Annotated in this window: 22 protein-coding genes and 1 riboswitch; of the genes, 6 read left to right on the forward strand and 16 right to left on the reverse strand. The window is 46.8% G+C overall.

The window, feature by feature from the left end; all coding sequences use genetic code 11:
• Positions 1 to 32: 32 nt before the first annotated feature.
• Genes GK108_RS16170 through GK108_RS16185 form a run of 4 tightly spaced genes read right to left on the reverse strand, consistent with a single transcriptional unit; the run spans position 33 to position 5,667 of the window.
• The gene (locus GK108_RS16170; protein WP_163950515.1) at positions 33 to 965 is read right to left on the reverse strand and encodes a dihydrodipicolinate synthase family protein; all 933 of its coding nucleotides are present in this window, start codon (positions 963 to 965) and stop codon (positions 33 to 35) included.
• 5 nt (positions 966 to 970) lie between these two features.
• A complete protein-coding gene (locus tag GK108_RS16175) occupies positions 971 to 2,521 on the reverse strand; it encodes a sodium:solute symporter (protein WP_163950519.1) in 1,551 nt (516 codons plus the stop codon).
• Positions 2,514 to 4,136: a ribulokinase gene (locus GK108_RS16180; protein ID WP_163950522.1), complete on the reverse strand. Its 1,623-nt coding sequence runs from the start codon at positions 4,134 to 4,136 to the stop codon at positions 2,514 to 2,516. Before GK108_RS16180 ends, GK108_RS16175 begins: the two co-directional genes overlap by 8 nt.
• Before the next feature lie 4 nt (positions 4,137 to 4,140).
• The gene (locus GK108_RS16185) at positions 4,141 to 5,667 is read right to left on the reverse strand and encodes a fucose isomerase (RefSeq protein WP_246224925.1); all 1,527 of its coding nucleotides are present in this window, start codon (positions 5,665 to 5,667) and stop codon (positions 4,141 to 4,143) included.
• A 225-nt stretch (positions 5,668 to 5,892) separates the two neighbouring features.
• Between GK108_RS16185 and GK108_RS16190 the strand changes: the two genes are divergently transcribed.
• Positions 5,893 to 6,753, forward strand: coding sequence for an AraC family transcriptional regulator (locus GK108_RS16190; protein WP_163950525.1), 861 nt, complete (start codon positions 5,893 to 5,895; stop codon positions 6,751 to 6,753).
• A gap of 99 nt (positions 6,754 to 6,852) precedes the next feature.
• On the opposite strand, the gene GK108_RS16195 is transcribed toward GK108_RS16190, so the two are convergent.
• The gene (locus GK108_RS16195) at positions 6,853 to 7,797 is read right to left on the reverse strand and encodes a ligand-binding sensor domain-containing protein (protein ID WP_163950528.1); all 945 of its coding nucleotides are present in this window, start codon (positions 7,795 to 7,797) and stop codon (positions 6,853 to 6,855) included.
• Between the two features lie 174 nt (positions 7,798 to 7,971).
• Here GK108_RS16195 and GK108_RS16200 point away from each other — a divergent pair, with 174 nt between their 5' ends.
• A complete protein-coding gene (locus GK108_RS16200; protein ID WP_163950531.1) occupies positions 7,972 to 8,544 on the forward strand; it encodes a hypothetical protein in 573 nt (190 codons plus the stop codon).
• A 66-nt stretch (positions 8,545 to 8,610) separates the two neighbouring features.
• On the opposite strand, the gene GK108_RS16205 is transcribed toward GK108_RS16200, so the two are convergent.
• Positions 8,611 to 9,525, reverse strand: a complete 915-nt coding sequence (locus GK108_RS16205) for a PD40 domain-containing protein (RefSeq protein ID WP_163950534.1) — start codon at positions 9,523 to 9,525, stop codon at positions 8,611 to 8,613.
• Positions 9,526 to 9,824: 299 nt separating this feature from the next.
• Between GK108_RS16205 and GK108_RS16210 the strand changes: the two genes are divergently transcribed.
• Complete coding sequence (locus GK108_RS16210) at positions 9,825 to 11,111, forward strand: amidohydrolase family protein (protein ID WP_163950539.1); 1,287 nt, start codon at positions 9,825 to 9,827, stop codon at positions 11,109 to 11,111.
• Between the two features lie 179 nt (positions 11,112 to 11,290).
• On the opposite strand, the gene GK108_RS16215 is transcribed toward GK108_RS16210, so the two are convergent.
• On the reverse strand, positions 11,291 to 12,073 hold the full coding sequence (locus GK108_RS16215) for a phytanoyl-CoA dioxygenase family protein (protein ID WP_163950542.1): 783 nt from the start codon (positions 12,071 to 12,073) through the stop codon (positions 11,291 to 11,293).
• 294 nt (positions 12,074 to 12,367) lie between these two features.
• On the reverse strand, positions 12,368 to 13,741 hold the full coding sequence (locus GK108_RS16220; protein ID WP_163950546.1) for an amidohydrolase family protein: 1,374 nt from the start codon (positions 13,739 to 13,741) through the stop codon (positions 12,368 to 12,370).
• A 162-nt stretch (positions 13,742 to 13,903) separates the two neighbouring features.
• Between GK108_RS16220 and GK108_RS16225 the strand changes: the two genes are divergently transcribed.
• Entirely contained in the window at positions 13,904 to 14,563 is a 660-nt protein-coding gene (locus GK108_RS16225; protein ID WP_163950550.1) for an NAD-dependent epimerase/dehydratase family protein, read from the forward strand.
• 281 nt (positions 14,564 to 14,844) lie between these two features.
• On the opposite strand, the gene GK108_RS16230 is transcribed toward GK108_RS16225, so the two are convergent.
• The 6 genes from GK108_RS16230 to GK108_RS16255 form a co-directional block, all read right to left on the reverse strand.
• Positions 14,845 to 15,873, reverse strand: a complete 1,029-nt coding sequence (locus GK108_RS16230; RefSeq protein ID WP_163950553.1) for an ABC transporter ATP-binding protein — start codon at positions 15,871 to 15,873, stop codon at positions 14,845 to 14,847.
• Positions 15,873 to 16,961, reverse strand: coding sequence for an iron ABC transporter permease (locus tag GK108_RS16235; RefSeq protein WP_163950558.1), 1,089 nt, complete (start codon positions 16,959 to 16,961; stop codon positions 15,873 to 15,875). Before GK108_RS16235 ends, GK108_RS16230 begins: the two co-directional genes overlap by 1 nt.
• Positions 16,961 to 18,151, reverse strand: a complete 1,191-nt coding sequence (locus GK108_RS16240; RefSeq protein ID WP_246224926.1) for an ABC transporter substrate-binding protein — start codon at positions 18,149 to 18,151, stop codon at positions 16,961 to 16,963. The genes GK108_RS16235 and GK108_RS16240 overlap by 1 nt, the downstream gene beginning before the upstream one ends.
• A 29-nt stretch (positions 18,152 to 18,180) precedes the next feature.
• Positions 18,181 to 18,388: riboswitch (cobalamin riboswitch) on the reverse strand.
• Positions 18,389 to 18,436: 48 nt separating this feature from the next.
• Positions 18,437 to 19,231, reverse strand: a complete 795-nt coding sequence (locus tag GK108_RS16245) for a hypothetical protein (RefSeq protein ID WP_163950561.1) — start codon at positions 19,229 to 19,231, stop codon at positions 18,437 to 18,439.
• Between the two features lie 11 nt (positions 19,232 to 19,242).
• Positions 19,243 to 20,238, reverse strand: coding sequence for a phosphotransferase enzyme family protein (locus tag GK108_RS16250; protein ID WP_163950564.1), 996 nt, complete (start codon positions 20,236 to 20,238; stop codon positions 19,243 to 19,245).
• Between the two features lie 86 nt (positions 20,239 to 20,324).
• The gene (locus GK108_RS16255; RefSeq protein WP_163950567.1) at positions 20,325 to 21,407 is read right to left on the reverse strand and encodes a Gfo/Idh/MocA family oxidoreductase; all 1,083 of its coding nucleotides are present in this window, start codon (positions 21,405 to 21,407) and stop codon (positions 20,325 to 20,327) included.
• 98 nt (positions 21,408 to 21,505) lie between these two features.
• Here GK108_RS16255 and GK108_RS16260 point away from each other — a divergent pair, with 98 nt between their 5' ends.
• Positions 21,506 to 22,240 (forward strand): pseudouridine synthase, encoded by a 735-nt coding sequence (locus GK108_RS16260; protein WP_163950569.1) that lies wholly within the window; start codon positions 21,506 to 21,508, stop codon positions 22,238 to 22,240.
• A 246-nt stretch (positions 22,241 to 22,486) separates the two neighbouring features.
• Entirely contained in the window at positions 22,487 to 22,864 is a 378-nt protein-coding gene (locus tag GK108_RS16265) for a hypothetical protein (RefSeq protein WP_212592814.1), read from the forward strand.
• A 60-nt stretch (positions 22,865 to 22,924) separates the two neighbouring features.
• On the opposite strand, the gene GK108_RS16270 is transcribed toward GK108_RS16265, so the two are convergent.
• Together GK108_RS16270 and GK108_RS16275 are read right to left on the reverse strand one after the other, a co-directional pair.
• Positions 22,925 to 25,078, reverse strand: a complete 2,154-nt coding sequence (locus GK108_RS16270) for a xanthine dehydrogenase family protein molybdopterin-binding subunit (protein ID WP_163950572.1) — start codon at positions 25,076 to 25,078, stop codon at positions 22,925 to 22,927.
• 2 nt (positions 25,079 to 25,080) lie between these two features.
• Positions 25,081 to 25,566 carry a (2Fe-2S)-binding protein gene (locus GK108_RS16275; RefSeq protein WP_163950574.1) on the reverse strand — a complete coding sequence of 162 codons (486 nt, stop codon included), beginning with the start codon at positions 25,564 to 25,566 and terminating at the stop codon, positions 25,081 to 25,083.
• Positions 25,567 to 25,684: the final 118 nt, after the last annotated feature.

Here is a 25,684-nt window from a genome sequence, read left to right on the forward strand (position 1 = left end):
AAAGGATTACTGTTCTTAGAATGGATCACATTTTATTGTTCATAGGCTACCATGTTTAAATTGATTTCCGTTGCCAATTCCTTGAATTCATCATAGAGCGCATCGAGCTTCTCGTAATCGGCTGCGTTCCTTAGCTCACTTCCATTGCGGCAAATTTGTGTGATACCCAGCCCTCGTTTTTCGAGAATGTACTTGGCACTGGCGGGATACGTATCATGCATAACATCCATATTCTGAGCAAAAAACTGCTGCACCTTGCCGACTTCTTCAGAGTCTTCATTGTAATGGTTGCACAGCCAGACGATTAACTCCGGGAAGTAATTACCCTGAATGCAGGATAGACCTGCCGCATTGGCTTTCAGTGAATCTACCGCGTGCACCATGTAGGCATCATAGAGGGCAAAATCCGCTACGTCTTTAGTGGCAGCCAGCTTGGCCCGCACGTTGTCGATACGTAACGAGGTGTCTTTATGGTATTTGATACGCCCTGTCTTGACCAATTCCCCCAGAAATTCGGGTCTTAAAATTCGTTTATAAGGAACTGGGCATTCATAAAACCCGAGAGGGATATCGCCCGTTAATGCAAGCAATTGGTTTACATTGGCTTCAAACACATCGTCAGCGTCCGTTTCTTCGGCCAGCAAGCCCGTTATAACAATCACGCTATCAATGCCTGTGCGGTATATTTCCTTTACAAAGGCGGCCTGATTCTCCAGACTATCCGGGAACGTACCTGTGGCAACTACCGGCACTCGTCCATTGACTTTCTGCACGATGAACGATACAGAAGTCAGCATTTCTTCTTTGGTAAGCTGGTACATTTCGCTCGACAAACAGTTGGCAAAAAGACCACCCGCTCCGGCTTCCAGATACAACTCAATCAGGTCCTCCAGAATGTTGTAATCAATAGTATTCCCTTCCTGAAATGGGGTGAGCATGACAGGTACAAATTTTTTAGTCGTCATATCGTTTATTGTCTTCTTAGTTTTTGAGAGATGTTACCTGCCAGGAAAATGGATAAAGTACCTACCACAATGATCATATTGGCATGGAGCGGATAGCGTAAATAATCGTACTGAACCGGCAGAAGGTACGAGAAGCTCATCCAGAGAATAACCAGCACACCAAGGATAGTGCCGACTAGCGCATCTTTGTTCGTCGCTTTTTTGCTTATTAAACCCAGTAAAAACAGCCCTAACATTCCCCCCGCAAATATGCCCGACAGCGTCCACCACACGTCTAAGAGGCTTTTGACACCAATCATGGCTATTCCGCAGAGCATCCCGATTAGCCCCACTACAACCGTGGCGATGTACAACGTTTTCAAGCTGTTCTTCTCGGTCGAAGTCGGGTTAAAATAGCGCTTGTAGATATCTTCGGTAAAGACGGTGGCCGAAGCGTTCATGCCGGAACTTATCGTGCTCATAGCCGCCGAAAGAATGGCCGAAACAATCAGTCCCAAGAGACCGGTTGGAATCATATGTACCATAAAATGCGGCATCACTTTATCGGCATAATCGGATGGCTTCATCGTAGCTGCCAGTTGGGCCACTTCCGCCCTATTTTTAGCCAGACCGAGCTGCTCAGAAGCCGCCTGAAGTTTAATGCTCTGGAGCAGCTCCGGATGCTGCATGTAATACGTATACAAACAGGTTCCGATCGTAAAAAACAGGAGCGATACCGGAACATATATCCATACACAAAGCCAAACCGACTTGTTAGCTTCCGTTGCGCTGGTGGCTGCGTGATAGCGCTGGACGTAGTTCTGATCCATTCCGAAATTATTCAGATTGATAAAAAAGCCGTATAACAGCACTACCCAGAACGAGGACTGGACAAAATCAAAATCTACCGTGCCGAGACTGAATTTATTCTCTGCCGATCCCACTCGAAGAATATCGCTGAATCCGCCAGGTACTTCATTGACTACCAGATAAATAATGATAACGGCACCCAACGTTTTCAATACGCCCTGCACGACTTCGGTCCAGATTACGGCTTCAATCCCACCCATCACGGTATAGATTACAATACAGATTCCGGTCACCACCATGATCGTCACCATGCTATAGCCGGTCAGCGCCTGCAAGGTCAGTGAAATCCCAAAAAAGATGGACCCGATCCGGGCCAGTTGAGTGGACAAAAAGCAGATTACTACGTAGGTTCTGGCCCAGGTACCGAATCGCTTTTCAAGATTGGTGTACGCCGATACTTCTTCCGTGCTCCGATAAAAGGGAACAAAGTATTTGGTGGCAAACCAGGCTGCCAACGGCATAGAAAGACTAAACACAAAGGCATTCCAATTTCCGCCAAAAGCTTTACCCGGAACGCCCAGGAACGTATTACTGCTTAGGAACGTAGCGTAAATCGATATGCCGATGGCCCAGCCAGGGATCCGACCGGCCGCGCGGGTAAATTCATCGGCCGAGGTATTTCTTCTCGAAAAGTAAACACCTACCAAAACCATAGCAATCAGGTAGGCAATAATAATGGCGATATCCAATATCGGTAAATTAGTCATGAGCTAATTTTTTATATCGGTTATAGAGTGTTTCATACGTCTTCTGCTTTTCAGGATCAGGGCTGTACGTTCGTACAATCTTGGCCGCAATTGCTTTTTTGGCCTCCTGCACATCAGGATAAATACCGCAGGCAGTGGCCGCAAAAATAGCCGAGCCCAATGCGCAGGTCTGCTCACTGTCTATTACGTGAATATTGACGCCCATAACATCCGCCAGCACCTGTACTACGTAGGGTGATTTAGTGGGAATACCTCCGGTGGCTATCACATTCTCGATGGGAATATGAAAAGCCCGGAATCGCTCCAGAATGGCTCTTGACCCAAAGGCTGCCGCTTCAACTAACGCTTTGAAAAAATGGCCTGCCTGGGTAGCCAACCCAAAACCATAGGCTGATGCGTGAAGACTAAAATCGGCATCAGGGGTCCGTCTGCCATTATGATAATCGGTAAATACCAGATCCGATTCCGTTACGGGTAGTTGACTAGCCTCCATAGTAACGTAGCGAAAGAAGGCATCATCCAGTTTAGTAGCTAGTTCCGGACTCAGTTGATCGCCAATAATGGCTCGGGTTGGTTCCAGCAGTAACTTTTTGAACCAGTTGAACATATCGCCAAAAGCAGACTGCCCTGCTTCAAAACCAACCATTCCAGGATCAATAGAACCATCTACCTGTCCACAAATACCCTCAACCAATGGTAGCTGGTCTGATGCTGGCACGACCAGCATGTCGCACGTCGAGGTGCCTATTACTTTTACCAGCGTATACGGAGCGATACCCGCACCAACAGCTCCGTGGTGGGCGTCAATGGCGCCAACGGTTATGATGGTAGCTGGATTAAAACCAAACGTATCGATGAAATAGGGAGCGATCTGGCCAAAAACCTGATCGGAGGTATACGTGTCGCTATAGAACCGGTTGCTCAGCGCTGCAAAAGTGGGGTCAACAGCGTTGAGAAATGCGGCAGATGGCAAGCCTCCGAACGATTCGTGCCACATAGCCTTATGCCCGGCGGCACAGCGATTTCTTTTTACAGCGGCCAGGTTATCCGTTCCGCACAAATAGGCGGGAATCCAATCGGATTGTTCCATCCAGCTGTATGCATTCTGGAATACCTGGTCGTCGGTCCGGTTGATGTGCAGAATTTTCGCCCAAAACCATTCAGAGGAATATATTCCTCCGCAGTACTTGGTGTAATCTACCTCCCACTTTTTTGACACTACGTTTATCTCGTCAGCCTCCTTCGTGGCAGTGTGGTCTTTCCAGAGGAGAAACATCGCATTGGGGTTTTCTGAAAACTCCGTTGACAAAGCCAACGGGCGGCAGTTTGCATCAACTGCCACGGGCGTAGAACCGGTCGTATTGGTCGCAATCGCTACCACATTAGCCGCACGTTCGTTGGCAAAGAGTTTTCGGAATACCTCATCAATGGATTCCATATAATCCAGCGGATGCTGACGGTATTGATCCTTCTCCGGGTTGCAGTATAACTGCTTTTTCCATCGTTTATAGTACGATACTCCGGATGCCAGCTCTTCTCCCGTTACGGGGTTGAGCAACAGTCCCCGAACGGAATCCGTGCCAAAGTCCAGCCCTATCACCAATTTGGTTTCCATAGGCTTAGATGCCGCAAAAATTGACGTTGATTCCCAAACTGACGAACGTAGCGGCTTTGATTTCTGCAGCCTTACGGACATCAAAGTCCCCGTCGACATAAACTACCTGAATGTGGTTTGCCTTGTGTTTGGCCATCATCTGATCGCGGCTCACACCGTCCAGAACGCCATGCATGACAGGCCATTGCGGGTCGGTCAGTTTCCAGAGCCGGTCGACGTCTGCTGCTGGCAATTCCACGCACCTCCCCGTCCCTATGTCACACCAAAGCTCATTATTCTCTACGTAGACCCGGCTCCAGACAATCTTGCCGGGCCTGCTGACACCCCGAAGCGTACCTCCTCCTTTTCCGAAAAACATTGGTGGCTGACGCATACTGTCGGCACCGGCATAGCCACCCTTGAAATGGGATGCTGGCGCGGCTCCCGAGATCAGGAACACCCAAACAAACTCATCTTTGCCGTCTATACTGAAGGTTTCACCGTAACGTAAATCATGCAGGGTATTATCGCCATCGAGTCCAAGCTCTCGCCATAAATGATAGGTAACGTAACCGTCTATACCGGCACACTCATCTACTTCATTAAAATGCGGCAGGGCTACGTTCGGGTATAATTCGTTGCCTTTAGTGTCAAATACTGGTGGTCGATCCGTGTTATTTAACAGCCCCTCGGCTAAATCACTCGCGGCTGTCAGTTCCTTTAAGCCTTGCTGGTACTGAATCCCGATGGTGTCGCAACCAAATTCATTAGCCAATCGTACAGCCGCAATATACATTTTGCACTGTTCCAGCGTCTGCGTCCGGGTAAGTTCGTTAGCTGGGTCATTTCCCCAAACAAAGTTCATACCTTTTTGCAACAGCCAATCCAGCACGGCATTCGCTTCGGCATCCGTAACGGTCAGCATGTTGGCGTATAAGGTCGACTGGCTTAATCGCTCTTTATAGATACCAAGCGACTGTATAAGATCATCCGGTACGATGGCATTATACATCCCCATACAGCCCTCATCGAACACCCCCATAACCACTTTGTCGTCCTTCATCCGAGTGGCCAGTTTTTCGGCCACCATAACATCATTTCCCTGTAGATTAGTAGGATCAAACCGGTTCACGTGGGAGAAATCGTGGGTAACCTTACCCGTTTCCAGCCACTCCTTCAGTTTGGCGGTGAAGAAGGGATCAGTAAAGTCCTTACTCCATAAGAAACTGTAATTCACACCGGCTTTTGTCAATGAGCCCGTCAGATTGAGAGCACCAACCAGGCCAGGATACGTACCGTCCCAGTTAGCAATCACCAAAATCGGTCCTTCATGCGAAATAAGTCCCGCCAACACGTGGTGGCTGTACTGCCATACGCTCTCGGCCACAACCAGCGGCCGTGTTTTATCAATGTCTCTGAAGATCTTTATTCCAATGTGCTGGTAATCGATAAAGCCGTGTCCTTTTTCTTCATTGTAAGGGTGGGCTCTTCTGATTTCCCATGAATAGTTACGGAAGGCCTTTGCCAGCTCCTCTTCCATTTTTTGTTGCATCGGCCAACATTTGAGGTTTGCCGACGGTCTGAGGTCTCCACTACAGACCAGCAATGCATAGTTAGGTTCCATCTTTCCTTGCCAATTGAGCTAGTACAAAGATTGAAGACGTACGGCAGGAAAGGTTTCCTTAAATTTTCCAATTTGTGCAACATATTATCACATTAATCGAAAATTTTATAGATATTCTCTAATTTCGTACATAACCCTGTAGCCATAGATAAAATGGTAGCTAAACTTCACATTGTTCCGAAACAAGTCGATAATGCGTTCAGCATTCGTCACGATATAGTGCCTCAGTTCGGCTCTATCTGGCACTATCATCCTGAGATTGAGCTTCATTATCTTGTCAAAGGCGAAGGCATCCGTTTTGTAGGAGACAGTATTGGCAATTTCCAGCAAGACGATATGATTCTCATGGGTTCAAATGTGCCCCATACCTGGAAGTGTAACATGCCAAGCTCTTCCGATTATAACGTGGAGGCCTTAGTCCTTCACTTTCATCCTGAATGTCTGGGCAAGGAATTTCTTAACGTCTATGAAACGCAGGGAATCTCGAAGCTCTTTGAACAAGCCAAAACGGGGCTGATCATTAAAGGAAGTTCGAAAGAGAAAATTAAACGACTCATGTGGCGAATGCTACGGGAGACGGGCTTGAATAAGGTCGTTTACTTGCTCAGAATTTACGTTATTTTACTGGAGAGCCGGGAGTATGAAGTCCTGTCGAACAGTGTTGAATACACAAAATTCAATCAACTAGATGGAAGTAGAATGGAAAAGGTGCTTTCATTCACCTTGCAAAATTTCAGGAATAAAATTCTGATTGAAGACGTAGCGCAACTGACAAACCTGAGTGTTACGTCGTTTTGCCGCTTCTTTAAAATGACTAACAATAAATCATACTTTGATTTTCTTACCGAAGTACGACTTAGCCATGCCTGCCGCTTACTGATAAAGACAGACTATACGATAGCGCATATCGCCCTCGACAGCGGATTTGAAAATACGTCTAATTTTTACAGGCACTTCAAGAATGTTAAAGGGATTACCCCTAAACAATATAAGAATCTATTTTTTTCAGCCTAAATCATCACTACGCTCACTCCCGTAAAAATTGCGTAATGATTCAAAAAATGCAGCCGGGTATTTAATGAGCGCAATGAACACAGTATAGCTCGATAGTTTTTACCGTTTGACATTGGTAAGCGTAGTTCCATCGTAGCGATACACTCCATCATTGGTGCCAAACCAAACACTTCCATCCCTTGCTTCAATAATCCCGAACAGGTTTAGTGACTGGGCAATTTCAGTGCCCATTGGATTTTTGCCAGATAACGACTTTTCGGCATAACGGGACAGGGTAAACATACCATTAGTGCTGGCTGAGCTAATCCAAAAATTTCCTTTTTTGTCTTTGTAGACTCGAACAACAGGCTTCTGAATAACCTGGGTAGAGGTTCGGCCATCATAGCGCCAAAGACCGATACTTCCACCAAGCCAGATAGTACCGTCTCGATCTTCGATAATCGACCAGATATCCCCAAAAGAGTTATCCTTATAGGTGAAAACGGCAAAGGTATTGCCATCATAAACATAGGTGTAGCCTCGGGTGCCGAACCATATATTTCCCTGTCTATCTTCCAGAATAGTATTGACATCATTTGTAGGATGGCCACCTTCGGTTGTAAAATGGTGAAACGATTTTCCATCATAACGACTTACAGCTCCATTCGATCCGAACCAAACTGCGCCGGTTTTATCTTCGTAAATCGTAGAAACCTGATTATTAGCCAGCCCCTGCTGGGACGTAACGTGCTGAAAGGACTTACCATCATAGTAATAAACTCCCGAGCCATACGTACCAAACCAAAAATGTCCGTTTCGATCCTCAATCACCGAGAAAAAGCGGTCTGACGTTACGTTAGCAGTGAGGTTAGTGAATGATTGACCATCGTAGCGAAAAATACCTTCATTAGAAGCCAGCCACATATTGCCTGCCCGATCCTGTTGGATGGTGCGTACTGATGAGCTTGGCCCTTGGGAGGTGATTATATCTTTGGTTTGTCCTTCACTGGGATAGTACTGGACAAACACGAACAACAAAGTATACAGAGAAACGTATTGGATCACGATTATTTCTTAGGTCTAAAAGGGTTCAGTAAACCTACTGCTTCTAGACTGGGCATTTGTTAAGAGCTTGTTAACGAGACATTTTTTTAGCATAAAACGTCACACGTTGACTAATCCTAACTACGATTCCAACGCTTATCCCTCAATCATGGTCTATCCTGGAAACATATAGCGATGAAAATCATCAAGGGACTTTTAATCTTGTTTGTGGGATTACTGGGCTGTTCAAAATCGACACCTGACCCCGATCATAATGAAGACGCAAAAGCAACTTTAAATAAACAGACTTGGGGTGGTTTTTCTGCTACCTGGAAAAACCCGTCTGATTCCTGTGGGGTTGATGCGATAAACTTAACTATCCAAAATAAGCTTCCCTATCCGAAAGCCCGCTTACAAGCTGCTACTAATTGTGTTGGGTACTGCGGTGACCAATCACTTACTTTTATTCGAATTCCCCTGGCTGTAGGCGTATACACGTTGTCAACCCCTCAACCCTGCCGAGCCAACACCAATCAGGTCGGCGTAAGCTTTACCACACTGATTGGGGGCGATGTAGTCCGGGATCAATACCAGCTAGACGTAACGCAGCCTGCAACGATCAAGATTAGTCGATATGATCCACAAGCAGGCGAACTAGAAGGGACGTTCGATGTTCGTTTGGTCAGAGATAAGAGCAGACAAGTTACGTCAGATACTGCCGACATTCTCACTTTTACAAATGGCACGTTCAAGGCCAAGCTACCTTAAAAATTAGTGATATACGAGAGGCATTTATCAACATAGGCTTCTCAAACTGATATATGGTTGACCACTTTACCTCAATGCATCGATGACCGATGAGGCTACCCAATAAATATCGCCATCCCGTGAAAAGAAAAAGTATTTCCCGTCTGCTGTTACAAATGGACAAAACTCATAGCCAGTCGTATTGATCACAGAACCCATATTCCTGGCTTGTTGCCACTCCCCCGTTTTACTTTTGAAACTGATATATAAATCCCCGGTACCAAATCCCCCCGGCCGCTCAGCGCAGAAAATAAGATAGTCCTCATGGGGTGAGACAAAAACATCGGCCTCATAATGTGTTGAGTTTACAGCTTCGGTTAGTTTCTGAGAAGCCTGGAATGTACCCTTGACAAAGGGCGAAAACCGGATGTCATAATTCTTATCAGACGATGCGCTGGTGCCACCATTAGAGGAAAAATACATAGTCCCTTCTTTCGTAAAAGACATATAGTACTCGTTCTTAGCTGTATTAATACCTGGGCCCGCATTGATCGGTACCTCCGACCAGCCATCTTTTGTTCGTTCAATATACCAGATATCAAAATCCTTCTTCGCTCCCTTTCCGTCCAGGGACCGGTCCGAAATAAAGTACAACCGTTTTTCATCTGGAGACAAAAACGGGTCATTGTATTCATACTGATCGCTGGCGAGAATGGTTTTAGGGTTTGTCCAGGTATTGTTCTCGAAGCGAATACAACGAATTTGAGGCTTTTTGTTACTAATAACAGCGTAAAAAAACTCCCTGCCGTCTTTGGAAAAGATTGACCCATATTCATAAAAATCGATTTGCGAAACCAGATTGGGGGCAAATACGCGAGGGATCGATTCGGGCGGGCTCTGGTTTAAGTACTCTGAAGAGGTTTGTGCCAGTAAGCGATTAGTGCCTACTGCTAACATTACTGTGAGCAGCAGCCCGGATATAGTACGATAAATCGATAGCATAATTAATGGGGAGGATTGAGCCAGCAACTAAGCCCCCCTAAATATAACGAATCAGTGAGTTCTTTAACGTACTGATTCATTGCCGATTGCCTTTCTAATCTAGGCTCCCTGCGAAAAGGCATGTGGGCAAACGTACTGACTGCCTTTAATTTTGTGATAGACTAGCTAAATGATAAAGTATCCACAAAACCACATACCGATTGGAGTTTTTTTTAAAGACAGAAAAGGCATAATGAACAATAAGTAGCCGGTTTTGTACCTTAGCCAACCGAATCAGGATGAAATAACCCCACTAATTCATGATAAAATCCTTATTACTATCTCTTCTTTCGATTAGTATAACCATTGCCTGGGGGCAACCGCCAACCCGCTCCGTCATCAAGTCGGGCAAATTTTTCGACTCCGAAAAGAAGCAATTCCTTTCGAATCAATTCATCGTTGTTGAAGGAAACAAAATTATATATGTAGGTCCGTCGGCTGATAACTACCGGGCAAAGAGTCAATTTATCGATCTATCCAATTCAACTGTTATACCTGGACTGGTGGATTCGCATACTCACCTGTTATTTATGCAGAAAAGTGGTACTCCTTTTGAAAGCGATCTCATTGAGCACTCTGATGGAGATCGGCTACTTAGAGGGAGTAGTATCGCCAAATCCTTTTTAGAGGCCGGTATAACTACTGTTAAGGACCTCGGTAATTCTGGTCAATACTTAGATATTACCTTAAAAAAAGCAATCGATAAAAACTGGGTTTGGGGTCCACGTATGTTGGTGTCAGGCCCTATCATCAGCCCACCTAATGGACAATTCGGGAAACTGGCTTACCTGCATAAGTCACTGCCTGCCAAGGAGTATACCATTGTTAGAAGCGTGGATGAAGCCCGTAGCGCGGTAAAAGAGCACCAGATCAATGGAGTAGACATCATTAAGATTTGCGCCACCAACGATAACGGATTGGTGCTATCGCCCGAGCAGATGCGAGCCATTGTTGAGGTTGCCCATCAAAACGGGTTGAAAGTAACTGCCCACGCTACCTACGACGAAATTATTCGGGATGCCGTCGAAGCAGGTGTTGATGGCGTTGAGCATGGATATGGCGTATCGGATAGTACATTACAATTAATGGCTAAAAAAGGGACATATCTGGTTCCAACAGATGGTACTTACGATGGCTATAAAGGTATTGTCGACCTGGCGAAAAGTAATATGTCTGACCAGGACATCAAGCAATTTGTTGCAACCTCAAAAGACCGCCTGCTTAGAGCCGTTCGGGCAGGGGTACGTATCGTATACGGTTCCGATCTTTACCTGTATACGCCAAGAGCGATCGGATTAGAAGCCAAGAACACGCTTGTTTCTTATGCGGAAGCAGGACTACCAGTTAGCGATGTTCTTCAGATTGGCACCTATAATGCCGCTTTAGCGGTTGGAAAACAGGCTATGTTTGGTGTCCTTAAAGAAGGAGCTTTGGCGGACATTGTAGCGTTTGATGGCGATCTGGAGAAGGACTTTGCAAACGTGCTTTATCATAAGGTCTATTTTGTCATGAAAGACGGGGTGATCTATAAGGGAGCCAGCAAGTAAGTGTATCAAACATTCCTCCTTAAACGGACCGTGAATCATCCGCCCAACAACCCATTTCAGCAAAACAGCTTCAAGTGACGAATTTGACAGTTGTTGTTGCCCTTGTTTTTTACATTCACCCGATATTTCGCCATACACGTAGTGCCGGATATAATACCCGGCACTACGTATCGATTACATTAGTTTCCCAGCGCTAAGCGAATCGATTCTTCCACAGGTGTCAAGTCTGCGGCCCCCTCGTCAATCACCAACCCTCTTCTGAGTAATAGCGGGGGCTGTGCTAAAAAGCGCGGTTCCGTACCATGATGAGGCTGTGCAGCATGCACCAGAAACGGATGGCACAAATAAACAGTACCCGCCTTTCCGACTGCGGCAACTTCGTTACGTTCAGGTAGCCCGTTCAGCTGTGTAGCCAACTCCATAAAGGAAAGCCCCTGTTCGCCTGTTCGTTCAAGTAACCTTGCTACGTCGAGATGAGAGCCGGCGCGAAGTCGGGTAGGCGCGTCTCGTTCGCTTACGTCCGAGAAAAGAAACAGCATCAGTAAGGCTCTTCCTTTTGAATAAACGTTGATCCGCCACTCAAAATAGTTGGCAGGGTCTGCTCCCGGAAAACTAGCATCGACATGCCAGCCCGAATCACCAGGATCTTCGTCCGACGGAAACCGAACGGGGAACGTACCGATACTCATCGGCGGAACCCATCTGCCCACTCCAACCAACTGATCGAATGCCCGATGGAGAATTGGCGTATTGGCAGCCTGAACAAACGGCTCCTGTGAGTACATACCTAACCGAATAACTGGCTTCGTCCAGGTAGCGGAGTCGGTTGGATCGAGGCCCGTGTCATACCAGAGAATGCTGCGTGCTTCCTGTGCCAATTGTGGAGAGAACGCGTTATCAATCCGAATATACCCCTCCTTAATAAACTGATCTATTTGATCTTTATTCAATACGTCGTTCATAACTATATAACTGGTAATGAGAACTAAATACACCTATCCTAGAAGCGGCATAGCCATAGTATCCCAGGAACGTAATGCGCTAACAACGGGCATTTGGCCTGGTAAATAAGCTTCAGTAAAGGCAATAGAAAAGTAGGCCTAAAAAAGGCAGGCTGTCAGATAGACAGTAAGGAGAAGTTAATACAGCATTGGAGCCATCCTCATAAAACAAAGTTATTGGAAATTTAGGAAAGGTAGCTTATCTGAATGACGGGATCAGGAATTAACATCGGGTAACAAACGAGGCCGTGCTGTTTAGTTTTTTTCCAGCTTCTTTAACTCTTTCTGAATGTAGGCTTTCGACAACCAGTTCGCCCCAATCATTACGCCCTCAATAGCACGTGTCTGGTTTATATCTTTCAATGGATTGCCATTCAGCAAAACCAGATCGGATACATTACCTACTTTCACAGTACCCGAGTTAGGTTTATTCAGGTAGGACGCTACGTTGACAGTTCCCGTACGTAGCGTTTCATACGGGGTCAAGCCAGCATCGACCATGTATTTCATTTCGTGATGAATGGAAAAGCCAGGTACATTCAGCACTTGCGGAGCGTCAGAGCCAAGTAACAGATCTACGCCATTTTTCTGGCATTCATAAATCAGTTTACGACGAATCTGGATTAGCTTTTCGGCACGCTCTTTCGTAAAACTAGAGTTTGTGTTGTAGCTATCCTTGGCGCGCTTCCAGCCTTGAATTTCCTGTGGCTTCATATAAATGAACTCTGGCGCACTAGCAAAAGCACTCCAGGGCTGTGGCGACAGCCATCGTTCGGCCAACGCCTGCGTTGGGACCACGCGAATACGTTTCTCACGAAGTCCGCTTACCAGTTTAGGAATCTGCGCTTCATTGGCCCGGTAGGCAATCCAGGCGCCAAACAAACCCGTTTCCGGCTCTGCCAACGTATCTGACCGGGGTACAATTGCTTCTATAAAACCATCCAGATGATCGATGGACGAACACTGAGCGTCAATAGCTCGCCAGACACCTACGTTAAATGATACGTGGCCCACAAACGGAATTCCCACTTCTTTAGCCGTTTTTGCGATGGCAGGAAACGTTTCTTTTGTCAGGCCAGGGTGCAACTTCAAAAAGTCATAGCCTGCCGCTTTCTGTTCGCGCACCATCTCGGCCCCTCGTTCGGGCGTCTTCACTGTTTGGCCGTTAAACGACGGCCCTGTAGCATAGAAATGCGGGCCGAGAATTTCACCACTGTTGATTTTACTACGTAGCTCAAGGTGCCTGGGATGTCCCAGCATGCCTCGAATGGTTGTAATACCATTTGCCAGATATAGGGTCAGAACCTCTTTCATTGGATCGATATCATCAATCGGAGGCACATGCGCGTGGATTTCGGCCCAACCCGGCGTCAGATACTTTCCCGTAGCATTAATAACCAAAGCGTCTTTACTATACTTGACCTGCCCGGCTTTCCCCATGTGAGTTATTTTACCATCACGCACCACAACGGTCTGACTGTCAAGAACACGTTCCTGATCCATCGGAATTACGTTCACGGACAGGAAGACAATATCGCGCCCACGATTACTGATCAGTTCCTGCCCGAATACGACAGAGCATGACACCAGCAGCAAGCTAATAAAGAGATATACACGTCTGGTTTGCATGGGTTTAGTTGGTTAAACGTTGGTTGCAGGATGCATTGATTAATAAAGTCGCATCTGTTGGTTTGGATACTGACTGCTCAGCCAATAAATTTAACCAGCCAATACGATGTGAGTTATTGTATGACCAATGCTCCTAACCAATTCTTCTCAATCTGCTAACTAATGAAAATCCGAGCAATAATTACCGGCGCAACCGGCATGGTAGGTGAAGGAGTCCTGCACGAGTGTTTGCTCGACCCAACTGTTGAACAAGTTTTACTGATAAACCGAAAACCAAGTGGCATATCGCATGCCAAACTCCGCGAAATTGTTCATAGCGATTTTCTTAACCTAACGCCTATCGAAAATCAGTTAGCTGGCTATAATGCCTGTTTTTTCTGCCTCGGCGTGTCGTCGGTTGGGATGGATAACGAAGAATACCGGCGACTAACTTATGACCTTACCCTATATTTTGCGCAGGTTGTAGCCAGTCATAATCCTGATCTAACGTTCTGTTACGTATCAGGCGCAGGCACCGACAGCACCGAAAAAGGACGTAGTGCCTGGGCTCGCGTAAAAGGAGCAACCGAAAACGCCTTACTAAAACTATTCAACAATGCGTATATGTTTCGGCCCGGTTTTATGCTCCCCACCGAAGGGCTGAAAAACACGCTAAAATATTACAAATACATTGCCTGGCTTTACCCCATCGGCCGCGCTATCTATCCGGCAGGTTTTTCTGCACTTCGGGAGTTGGGAGTTGCTATGATTAAATCCGTTCGTATAGGTTACGAAAAACCAATCCTGGAGGTTAAAGACATTGTTACGTTAGCCAAACGGTAAGGCGCTACGTTCATTCAGGAAGCTTTTCTATTTCCATAAGCCGCCCATTTTTCTTCAATAAACTGAAAAACAGACAGTTTTCATTAGATAGAAATTAGTCCTTGGCCAAGGCGCTTCCAGTAGTTGTTGTTTATGTTCAGCAGGAAATGCTACGTGCAAAAATAGCAAATACTATTTTAGTTATACTATATATAGCAAAAAAATATCACAACCTCCCTATTGCTCCTAAACGCAGAGAAATTCCACCTGGCGCATTTAATAGAGCAATTGTTCATCATCAGTTACCTCTCATCAGTTAGCGATTTCAACGCATGCAGAAGATTTTCAATGCTAACGAATAAGCTAGCACGATCGGTTTGTTCGCATCGCCATACAGCATTCCCATTCTGATACGTAGCATCAACGGTAGCAACGGAATTCTCCTGACTTATTCGAAAACCTTCCCGTTGAAGCGCCCGACGAGTCCAGAAAAGTAGCCGCTCGTCGCCAAGCAGGCTTATTGCCGGCCCCTGTTCGTCGGGATGCATCATGAATGCCCCCGTGGTCCGATCAAAATAGAAACCTGCTTTGGCAAAGGTGGCTTCAAACATACCACTTAACACCAAATCTTCGGGCGCTCCTACGGCCATATTCCCCTGAGCATCAAGCAGCCAGAGTTTATCAGCCATTTGCAGTGCCAGGTCTAGCTCATGGGTCGATAAGAGAATGGCTTTCTGGGTCTGACGAGTCAGCTGATGCAACAATCGCATCATTTCGACTCGATTGGGTAAATCCAGGTGGGCGGTCGGCTCGTCCAGCAAAATCAGATTGGTGTCCTGAGCCAACGCCCTGGCCAGCATCACTTTCTGACGCTCTCCGTCGCTCAACTGATGGATACGTCGGTAAGCAAATTTCTGCGTTCCAGTCGCCGTTATTGCCTTTTGCACTTGTGCAAGATCGCTTTCAGTCAACTTACCCAACCAACCCGTATGCGGGGTTCGGCCTAACGCAATGAGTTCATGGACGGACAGGTTTCCCGCTTCTACTCGCTCAGCCAGCACCAGGCTCAATCGCTGGGCGAGTTCCGTTGGATTGAAGTTAGCCAGGGGTTGACCGTTGAGCAGGATCTGACCACTGAGCGGAGGTTGCAGACCGGCCAGCGTTCGCATTAAGGTCGATTTGCCCGCCCCGTTTGGCCCTAACAGGCAAACTAGTTGACCCGGCCACAAATCCAGGGCCAACGACTCCGCGACAGATCGTTTCCGCTGATTACGCCCGGTGTAGCCAATAGCCAACGCCTGTGTAGATAAGAGCGGAGCGGACGTATTCATCAGAAAGCAGTACGTAGATTGTTTCGACGGACAATAATCCAGATAACGACTGGTGCCCCCAGCAGAGACGTAACAACACTAATTGGCAGGACAGCCTGGGTACCAGGCAACTGAGCGATTCCATCACAAACCAGCAGCAATATGGCTCCCACCAGACACGTAGCCGGAATAAGCAATCGATGATCAGACGTATCGAGTAGCGAGCGGGTCAGATGGGGTACGGCAATTCCGACAAAACCAATGGGCCCGCAAAAGGCCGTAATGCTGCCTGTCAGCAGACTGGTACTGATTAAAATCAGAAGTCGGCTACGCGCTACGTTCAGCCCCATGCTACGAGCATAGTTTTCACCCAGCAATAGTACGTTCAGGGCTTTTGACGACGAAAATGCCACGATAAGCCCTAATGCCACAACAATAGCCAGTACGTATAGATGCGTTTGTACTACCCCACCCAGCGAGCCAAACGTCCACATTAGATACTCCTGAAGCTCTTCGGGCTGGCTGAAATACTGCCAGATACTGACAATGGCTAACGTAATGGTTCCAATCATTACACCGACAATCAGCAGAACGATATTGTCCCGTAATCGTCCGCCAATCGATAAAACCAGCAGTAGCACCAGAGCCGAACCCAGGGAGGCCATAAACACTAGTAGCCAACTATCCGCAATACCCAGCTGACGAATAGCGTAAAGACTGGCACTACCTCCACCTCCCAGCATCACCACGGCTACGCCTAACCCTGCTCCGGCCGTAATGCCCAGTTCAGAGGGTCCCGCCAGTGGGTTGCGGAACAAAGCCTGCATTTGCAAACCACTAACTGATAAGCCACACCCGACAATAACGGCCGTTATGGCTTTGGGCAACCGTATTTTCTGCACGATATACAACCACGCTACGTTTTCCGATCCTTGCCCCGCGACAATACGGGCCACCTCTTTCAACGGAATAGACACAGAGCCGAACGCAATATCAAGCAGGAAACAAACGATGACCAACACGGCTAGCACTGGAATAATCAGACCACGCCAGCCATATACTGCGTTTTTATCGGGGATTTCCAGAAATTGTGACGGGGGTTTACCCATTAGTTAAGTTGCCTGTAATAGACCAATTTGTGTTTGGGCAGGAGGTCGGGATGTAGAATTTTGATCATGTCGGCCAGCACAAGATGAGGGTTTACCACGCCCGACTCCCAATAGTCGTTCGATCCCTGGCTGTTGGTTCGTTTGTTATAATCGTACATTTGGCCCGTTTTGAAGGCCTTAAAATCAGCGTAGCGTGCATCCTTCGCCAAAATGCTCTGTTTTGAATCAGAAGCCATAATACTCACATTCAGCCAATAGTCAGCTTTTAGCGCGTAGGGGTAAACGGTTTCGAAATTCAAGGGCAAACTCCCCGTGGCTTTCCGGCTCGTCCAGGGATAACTGCCACCCGCATCGAGAAAAAAACGGGTCATGAAGCTATTGCCATCCGGTACGTACCACGCATCTTTCATGTTGATACCACTGATAATTAACGGCTTGTGTTTAACCTGTTTAGCCAGGGACGTCAATCGTTTGTACTCCTGTTCGACATAGCCAAATTTCTGATTGACGAGCTTTTCCTTGTTGAGTAAAGCAGCCATCAATTTTACCCATTCGGCCCGCCCCAGTGGTGTATTCTCAACCCATTCGGAATTGATAAGCACCGGAATACCCGCTCCCTTCAGAATACTGTACCGATCCATGCGGGCATTAGGGCTTCCCATAGTCATCACCAAATCGGGATGCATTGTCACGAGTTGCTCTTCGTTGATCGTCTGGTCCCGCCCGATCTCCTTCACTTTTCCAGCTTTAATTCGGGCAATCACGTTGGGCGACGATACGTATGTCAGATTCGCCAGGCCAACAATTTGATCTTCGGCCCCTAAAAAAGCCGCTAACCCGACGTGCATGGACGACATGAGCACCATGCTACGTAGCGGCACTTCAATAACCTGACTGGGCGAGTACCCTTTAGGTGGTGGCGTACCGCGCTGCACCAGCACATAGCGGATGGTATCAACTTTTTTCTCGAAAGGATTGATGATCGATACGTACTTGTACTTGCCAGCGTAGCGAATGTTAAATCCTCTGGCGTACCGAATCGCTACCTGATCACTAGCTATTCCCGGAGATTTCGGGGTTGCCTTTTGCGCACTTGAGAGCGGAATACTACTGCTGTAGAGAAGCAGTACTGCCAGACAGCGCATTACGCTACGTGCTCTCTGACCTGATGAGCTTTTTTGTTTTTTCATGGATTGACGAGCTTTTCCTCCGAAAGCTGTTGATCGATTCTATCAAGGCAGGTCTTCTGACTTCTCCAGTCGCCAACAACCTTCCCGTCCTTATAGAACAGTGGCATACGAGTTGGTGACTTCAACAGATGGAGTTACAGCAGCGGAGACTGTTCAGGATTTACACCTGGATTCCCTCTTCAAACGGCTTCCTAATCGATAAATAAGAAAGCCATTACCTTCATATCGGCAAAGGTACAATATCAGACGGAAGGAACCGCCCTTTGATCAACATTGGTGGCTGGCTCAGTCAATTTCCGACACCACTACGTAGTTATCGTTACGGGTGATGCCATACAATATCAACTTGCTTTTTACACTGCGGTCAATGGCAAAAGCCTGCCCTTCGCTAATCGTTGGGATTGTTTTTACGTAGTGTAGCGTATGCCCCCGCTCCGGTAATTTCAGTACGTATAGTTCCGGTTTGTCATGACCAGTGCAATAAATGAGTCCATCGTTGCCCCATGTGCCACCTGACGAACTCTTTGGCGAAAAGGCCTGAAGAACATTGGCCGGAAACGACCAGGCTTCTACCTGCTGCCAGCTTTCTGTAAATTTCACCAGCGTTGTCCAACGATTATCTCGCCCTTCGGCCGATGCCTTATCGGAGTAATTAGCGAAACAAACCCACCAATGTCCCTGATAAAAATCGGCCCACGTTGCCGAACCGGGAAACAACCCAAAGCTATGACTTCCAATGTGTTTAAGTGTTCCTGTATCAAAAATCTCGATAGAACTGGCCATCGGTACGTCGGGATAGTTAGAGTGTGTGCAGTAAAGCTTTTTCCCCAGCACAACCCCGCTATTCATATGCTTGAGCAACCCCGTCGTATCATTCCAGGCAGCCACCTGTTTTCCATCCGACTTTGTATGCTTGGTTAGCGAGTGGTTATTGATGACATAGAAGTATGATTCATCGACAGCGACGCCCTGCTTTACTTCCTGAGGTTGGAAACGACGAAGTTCTTTCGCTTTCTGCCCATAGCTGACTTTACCAAACGTGAGCCCTGCAAGAATGGTGGTAACTAGTAAAAACCGCATTATGATATCCATTAAAAACGACAATACATCTCCGAAAAACGCTTGATGATAGCCACACGTTCTTTCAAATAGCGTGGCCCAACGAAACTATTCGACCAGTCATCGAAATTCTCGACCTGGAAGCCCAGGTAAAATAGCCAGAACATAATTCCCAGGAACGGCACTGCTTCGATTTCTTCATCGGACAACGTACGTACGTCTCTGTATCCTTTTATAAATACCGAAAACTGCCGGTCTGCCTCTTCTTTCGTGATTTTCCCGGTAATGGTGTGAATGAAAAAATGGACCAGGAACGAAGCTAGATCGTTGGCCAGGTACCCTTTCCCGGCAAAATCGAAATCGAAGAGAGTGAATAGATTCCCATCAAAATGGAAATTTTTGGGTAGGTAATCGTAATGACAATAGCCCGAACTTAAGCTAGCATTATCGAACGTTGCCATCTTTTGATCGACCTGATTGGCCAGTTCCAATAAGTAAGCATAATCTGCTGATTCCTCCGCAAACCACGGCTTAACGACTTCCAGCGGTCGCCAGAGGGTTGTTTCTGCAGTATACGGTTTCCGTTCGTAGCCTAACTCAATCTGGGACGTAATGGTATGGTTAAAGGCCATTTCACGACCTATTATCATCAATTGCTCATCCGAGAAATCGTAAACATTGTTCCCTGGCGCAAACATAAACACAACCCCATAACGCATACCTTCAATGGCATTAAATGGCTGTATCTGCTCACCATGCAGGTCTCGCAGGGGATACGCCACTTTCGCCCCCCGCTCATGCAGAATATTGAGCAGTTCAATTTCTCCTCTTATTTCCTCCAGAGTTCGGTGCGAACTTCGATACACTTTCAGGATATATTTAACGTTCTCTCCTTCTATACGATACGTATCGCTCACACCATGAAGTAATAACTTACAGGTGATTCCGGCAAAGCCGTACTTTTCTTCGATATAACGGCCAAGTGCCATTGATGATAAGGTTGAGTACTGAGCGGGAAAGATATCCATAGATACGTAGTGAATTCGGGTTTTCAGGTTTGCTACAACGCAAAAAGGGCTGTGAAACCACAGCCCTGAAAAATCAACGGGATGAACTATAAAAGAACAGGTTGCCCTGTACGTACCGACTCATCGCAGGCAAAAGCGATCTGCAAGCTATTGACAGCATCCTGCATATGGTCGGTAAGGTCGATATTCTCCTGAATAGCCCGCAGGAAGTAGCGTTGTTCGCGATTACACAACTCCTGATGATCAGGCTCATCCTGCATATCGATCCAGGTATCGGCTTCTACGAACTGATCATTCGCATCCAGATTGGCCCGGTGTACACGTAGCGATTCGGTTTTGGTGTGTGAATCAACATTGTCTGACTTACCAGCCGCACCAGCATTCTTCGCTACAATTGATACGCAACCGTTTGGGCCAATTACATCTTTTACGAAAAAAGCCGTTTCGCTCATCATAGGTCCCCAACCAGCTTCGTACCAACCCACAGACCCATCCTCAAACCGAATCTGTAACTGGCCGTAGTTATAGTTATCGGCCGGAATATCGTTGGTCAGGCGAGCACCGATTGCGTTGACTTGTACGGGTTTCGAGCGGGTCATCTGACACATTACGTCGATGTAATGTACACCACAGTCAACGATTGGGCTTAGGCTTTTCATCAGATTCCGATGAACGGTCCACATCGTTCCATGACTCTGCTGGTTAAGATTCATGCGCATCACGAGCGGTTTTCCCATTTCCCGAGCGACCTCAACGAATTTCTCCCAGGATGGATGATGGCGTAAAATATACCCGACAACCAGTTTTTTCCCGGCCTTCTCCGCAGCGGCTACGACTCGTTTAGCGCCGTCAACCGTATCAGCAACAGGTTTCTCAATAAACACGTGGCAGCCCTTCTCAAAAGCCTGAATCGCAAACGCTTCGTGCGTATCGGGATAGGTAGAGATACAGACCGCATCGGGTTTGGTTTCCGCCAGAGCAGTCGTATAATCGTCAAATAAGGCATACCCCCCACCTAACCGCTCGTTCAGAACAGCCTTGCTGTTTCCGGTCGACACAATTCCGCATATCTCGAATCCGTCCAACGATTGGTAAGCAATAGCGTGCGATGAGCCCATATTGCCGCATCCAACGACAAGTACTCGCAATGAATTTGTTGAAGCTGACATGAAAATGACGTTTGAGCCGCAAAGATAGTATTTCTCAGAAGCAGACTAGTACAGGCTAGTCCACAACAATATGTTTTCGGGTTGTAAATTTGTTGCTTATGCCTATTTCGAACCAGACAGTCGCTTCCAGCGAGCCCCTGTCGATACTGTACCAGTCCGCTGATTTAGTAGCCATCAATAAGCCCCACGGCCTGCTGGTGCATCGTTCGCCCATAGCCAGCGATGCCAGCGAATTTGCCGTTCAGCTATTACGTGATCAGCTAGGGCAGCGCGTTTATCCTGTTCACCGATTAGATCGCAAAACGGGCGGGGTGCTACTATTTGCTCTGAGCGAAACCATGAATTCAGTCATGCAGCAACGCTTCGCCGAAGGAGCGATTGAGAAGACGTATCTGGCCATTGTACGGGGTTACACACCTGATGAACAGGTTATTGATTATCCACTACGTCGCGACGATAATCCCGACGTTTATCAGGACGCCGTTACCCGTCTACGCACTGTTCAACGTACCGAAATTCCCTTGGCTTTTGGTAAACACGCTACGTCTCGTTATTCGCTAGTCGAGTTAACACCAACTACTGGACGAATGCACCAACTACGTAAGCACATGGCTCATATTATGCACCCGATTATTGGCGATCGCCCGCACGGCTGTAACAAGCAGAATAAATTATTTCTGAATCGATTCGACATGAATACGATGCTTTTACATGCCCATCAGCTTCAATTCCGCGACCCTGTTACGTCGGAATTAGTCACCATAACAGCTCCTTTTCAGAGCGAGTTTTCCCGGATGATGACGGAGCTGTTTGCTACGTCTGATTTAGCTTAGTGTACTGCCCAGACAAAATAGTATTCGGTTTAGCCGTCAAAAAGTACGCTTCGTCCTATCTTCTTTTCCCTCACGTATCGCACTCTGTACTTTTGTCCACAGACGAACGAACGATGTCCACTAATGGACAAAATCGGAAGCGCGCGCACAAACTATTGAGCTGACTATCAATTTATTACCAAACTGGCACACACTTTGGCTATTGGTCATCAGACGAACAAAACAACACTAAACACAAATACTACTATGTTACTACCAGTAATCACTAAACTAGCAGGTTCCGTTCTTTTGAGTGCAGCCACTCTTATGAACCCATCAGGCCCTAAAAACCTTTCATTTGATGCCAGCGCCTTTGTGACAGTCAACAAACAGGTCCGCGTTGCAGTAAGTAAAAAGGCTGAGATTCCCGTCACCGTTTTGCTACGTGATGTCAACAAGAATATTTTATTCCATCAGTCTATCAGCAAAATGGAATCTTCCTACGCTGTAAAGCTGAACGTAAACGATTTGGCAGACGGCACCTATGAATTGGAGGTAAAATCAACTGAAGGTAGTATTCGCAAAGAGTTCAACTTGTCGACACAACCCACCCAGCAAAGTAGCCGCATCGTAGCTATGCAGTAGCCATACGCATAAAAAAGGGCCTAACTTATTCGGTTAGGCCCTTTTTTTAATATAGTACGATTAAGATACTCCTTTAAATTCCTCCTGCAACGCAAAAGGCTGACTACGAAGCCGCTTGCCGGTAGCCTTAAAGATTGCGTTAGCCACGGCGGCACCGGCTGGTGGTAAAGACGGTTCACCCAAGCCAGTTGGCTCAATTTCGTTCTTCACAAAATGCACCTCTACTTCCGGGATTTCGTTGAGTCTGATAAGCCGGTAATCGTTAAAATTCTTCTGCTCAGGCATACCATTTTTGAACGTAATGTTTCCATACATGGCATGACCGATTCCGTCAACGATACACCCACGAACCTGTTGTTCTGAGCCACTCTGATTAATAACAACACCACAGTCGGCAGCTGAGTACACTTTCTGCAGAACCGGTTTTCCTTTCTGCATTACTACCTCTCCTACCTGCGCTACGTAGGATCGGTGCGAGAAATATACGCTGAATCCCTGCGCAACAGGCTTTCCGTCAGGACCTTTTTTCTTGCCCCAACCCGATTTTTCAGCAGCTAATTCAATTACACCTTTCATACGGTCGATGTCGTATTTAATAGCACCGACCGGCTTTTGCTTCGCCTTTTCGAGTAATTCTAGACGAAACTGAACAGGGTCTTTATCGGCAGCCTGCGCCACTTCATCCAGGAAAGCCTGTTCGGCAAAAGCCAGGAAGTTCGTAATCGGAGCTCGCCATGGCCCCGTTGTGATTGGGGATTTATGGTCTACGCTATCAATCAACAAATTATCAACAGCTCCCGAGGGGAAATTATCTTCCCGCGTTGCGTTTCCAGCATTGATACTCGCTCCCCGAAGCTTATAGCCAATCATATTTCCCTGGCTATCCAGCGCTGCTTCAAACCGATAGCGAACAGCTGGCCGATAACTTCCCCCTGTCATATCGTCTTCTCGGGACCAGACTACTTTGACAGGCGCTTTCATGAGCTTAGATACCTGTACAGCTTCGATTACGTAGTCGGCTTTTAATCTGCGACCAAATCCACCACCCATACGGGTCAGTTCAACACTCACTTTATCGGGTGTAATACCAAGCAGTTTCGCCGTTTCGTTACGTGCCAATTCAGGGGTTTGCGTGGGGCCTATCAATTCTGCACCGTCTTCACGAACATGCGCAAAAAAGTTCATAGGCTCTAATGGATTGTGGGGGAGAAACGGGCACTGGTATTCTGCTTTGACAACCTTTGCTGCATTCTTAAACGCACTGTCGACATCACCATCTTTCCGGCGCACGGTGGCATCTGAGCTATCGAGCATCTCCTTAAAAAGACGATTGTGATCGGCTGTACTTTCTAAAACATCGGCTTTTTCCCAATCGATCTTCAGCGCGTCTTTTGCCTTTTTAACCTGCCACGTCGATTTGCCAACCACCGCTACGTTGTTATCAAACGTTACAACATCAACGATTCCTGATATTGCTTTAGCGGCCTTTGCATCAACCGATTTAAGTTTGTAGCCAAAAGCTGGTCGCTGAATCATGGCAAACAACATCCCCTCGCGGTAAACGTCAAGGCCAAAAAGCGATTTGCCGGTTATAATTTTAGGATTATCAACATTCTTAACCGTTGAGCCAATTAGTTTAAAATCCTTGATTTCTTTCAGCTTAACATCAGTTGGCGCAGTCACTTTTGCAGCTTCAGACGCCAGTTCACCGTAGCTTAAGCGACGATTACTTCCTTTGTGTATCACAAATCCCTTCTCTGTCGAACACTCAGATGCGGAAACGCTCCAACGTTTCGCGCCAGCTTCCAACAGCATATAGCGTGCAGTTGCGCCAGCTTTACGTAAACGTTGCCATGAGTGCGGAATCGAACCACTTCCTCCGGCAACCTGACGTTCAAATTTCTTGGTATCTAATGGGGCTTGCTCAACGACCACTTTTTTCCAATCAGCGTCTAATTCTTCAGCAACAATGATCGGGAAGGCGGTTTTTATACCCTGACCAACTTCGGGATTAGGAGAGAAAATAGTAATAACTCCCTCAGGACTAATCGATAAATAGCTATTGAATTCAGAACCCGTTGCAGCAACGGAATTCGGGTTAACGATAACTGATGCAGCATCAGATTCGGACCAGTTAAAACCTAATAGCAACCCACCTCCGGCAGCCGTTGCTATTTTCAGGAAATTTCTGCGGCTTGACTTTGATAGAGTCATGGTTATTTGGTTTTTACAGGTTTTGCAGGATTGTTATAGTCGGCAGCACGTTTAACAGCATCGCGAATACGATGATACGTACCACAACGACATAAATTACCGGTCATAGTATCATCAATCTGAGCAGCCGTAGGCTTCGGATTCTTTTTGAGCAAAGCAGCAGCAGTCATGATCTGACCCGCCTGGCAATAGCCGCATTGCGGCACATCAATCTCATCCCATGCTTTTTGTACGGGATGTTCTCCGTTTGCCGATAATCCTTCAATCGTAATTACTTTAGCCTTACCAATAGAAGAAACTGGCAGTACACAAGATCGAGTTGCTTCTCCGTCGAGATGAACAGTACAAGCACCGCATTGAGCAATACCACAACCGTACTTAGTCCCAAGCAGTCCGAGAGAATCACGTAGCACCCATAAAAGAGGAGTATCAGGGTCAACATCGGCCTGATAGCCGCGCCCATTAATTTGTAGTTTGAAGATAGCCATTTATATGCAGGGTTGACAACTCAGTAAGCTAAGTTAAGAAAAAACAAAAACTACTGCTCATTATCAATATAAAAGCTACCAAAACGAGAAAAGGCGTTGTCGGTCTGACAACGCCCTC

Source organism: Spirosoma terrae (genome assembly GCF_010435915.1).
GTDB classification, from domain to species: Bacteria; Bacteroidota; Bacteroidia; order Cytophagales; family Spirosomataceae; genus Spirosoma; species Spirosoma terrae.

Coding starts and splice junctions, on each gene's coding strand:
- GK108_RS16170 (WP_163950515.1), bottom strand. CDS start 965: ATGACGACTAAAAAATTTGTACCTGTCATGCTCACCCCATTTCAGGAA.
- GK108_RS16175 (WP_163950519.1), bottom strand. CDS start 2,521: ATGACTAATTTACCGATATTGGATATCGCCATTATTATTGCCTACCTG.
- GK108_RS16180 (WP_163950522.1), bottom strand. CDS start 4,136: ATGGAAACCAAATTGGTGATAGGGCTGGACTTTGGCACGGATTCCGTT.
- GK108_RS16185 (WP_246224925.1), bottom strand. CDS start 5,667: ATGCAACAAAAAATGGAAGAGGAGCTGGCAAAGGCCTTCCGTAACTAT.
- GK108_RS16190 (WP_163950525.1), top strand. CDS start 5,893: ATGGTAGCTAAACTTCACATTGTTCCGAAACAAGTCGATAATGCGTTC.
- GK108_RS16200 (WP_163950531.1), top strand. CDS start 7,972: ATGAAAATCATCAAGGGACTTTTAATCTTGTTTGTGGGATTACTGGGC.
- GK108_RS16205 (WP_163950534.1), bottom strand. CDS start 9,525: ATGCTATCGATTTATCGTACTATATCCGGGCTGCTGCTCACAGTAATG.
- GK108_RS16210 (WP_163950539.1), top strand. CDS start 9,825: ATGATAAAATCCTTATTACTATCTCTTCTTTCGATTAGTATAACCATT.
- GK108_RS16215 (WP_163950542.1), bottom strand. CDS start 12,073: ATGAACGACGTATTGAATAAAGATCAAATAGATCAGTTTATTAAGGAG.
- GK108_RS16220 (WP_163950546.1), bottom strand. CDS start 13,741: ATGCAAACCAGACGTGTATATCTCTTTATTAGCTTGCTGCTGGTGTCA.
- GK108_RS16225 (WP_163950550.1), top strand. CDS start 13,904: ATGAAAATCCGAGCAATAATTACCGGCGCAACCGGCATGGTAGGTGAA.
- GK108_RS16230 (WP_163950553.1), bottom strand. CDS start 15,873: ATGAATACGTCCGCTCCGCTCTTATCTACACAGGCGTTGGCTATTGGC.
- GK108_RS16235 (WP_163950558.1), bottom strand. CDS start 16,961: ATGGGTAAACCCCCGTCACAATTTCTGGAAATCCCCGATAAAAACGCA.
- GK108_RS16240 (WP_246224926.1), bottom strand. CDS start 18,151: ATGAAAAAACAAAAAAGCTCATCAGGTCAGAGAGCACGTAGCGTAATG.
- GK108_RS16245 (WP_163950561.1), bottom strand. CDS start 19,231: ATGCGGTTTTTACTAGTTACCACCATTCTTGCAGGGCTCACGTTTGGT.
- GK108_RS16250 (WP_163950564.1), bottom strand. CDS start 20,238: ATGGATATCTTTCCCGCTCAGTACTCAACCTTATCATCAATGGCACTT.
- GK108_RS16255 (WP_163950567.1), bottom strand. CDS start 21,407: ATGTCAGCTTCAACAAATTCATTGCGAGTACTTGTCGTTGGATGCGGC.
- GK108_RS16260 (WP_163950569.1), top strand. CDS start 21,506: ATGCCTATTTCGAACCAGACAGTCGCTTCCAGCGAGCCCCTGTCGATA.
- GK108_RS16265 (WP_212592814.1), top strand. CDS start 22,487: ATGTTACTACCAGTAATCACTAAACTAGCAGGTTCCGTTCTTTTGAGT.
- GK108_RS16270 (WP_163950572.1), bottom strand. CDS start 25,078: ATGACTCTATCAAAGTCAAGCCGCAGAAATTTCCTGAAAATAGCAACG.
- GK108_RS16275 (WP_163950574.1), bottom strand. CDS start 25,566: ATGGCTATCTTCAAACTACAAATTAATGGGCGCGGCTATCAGGCCGAT.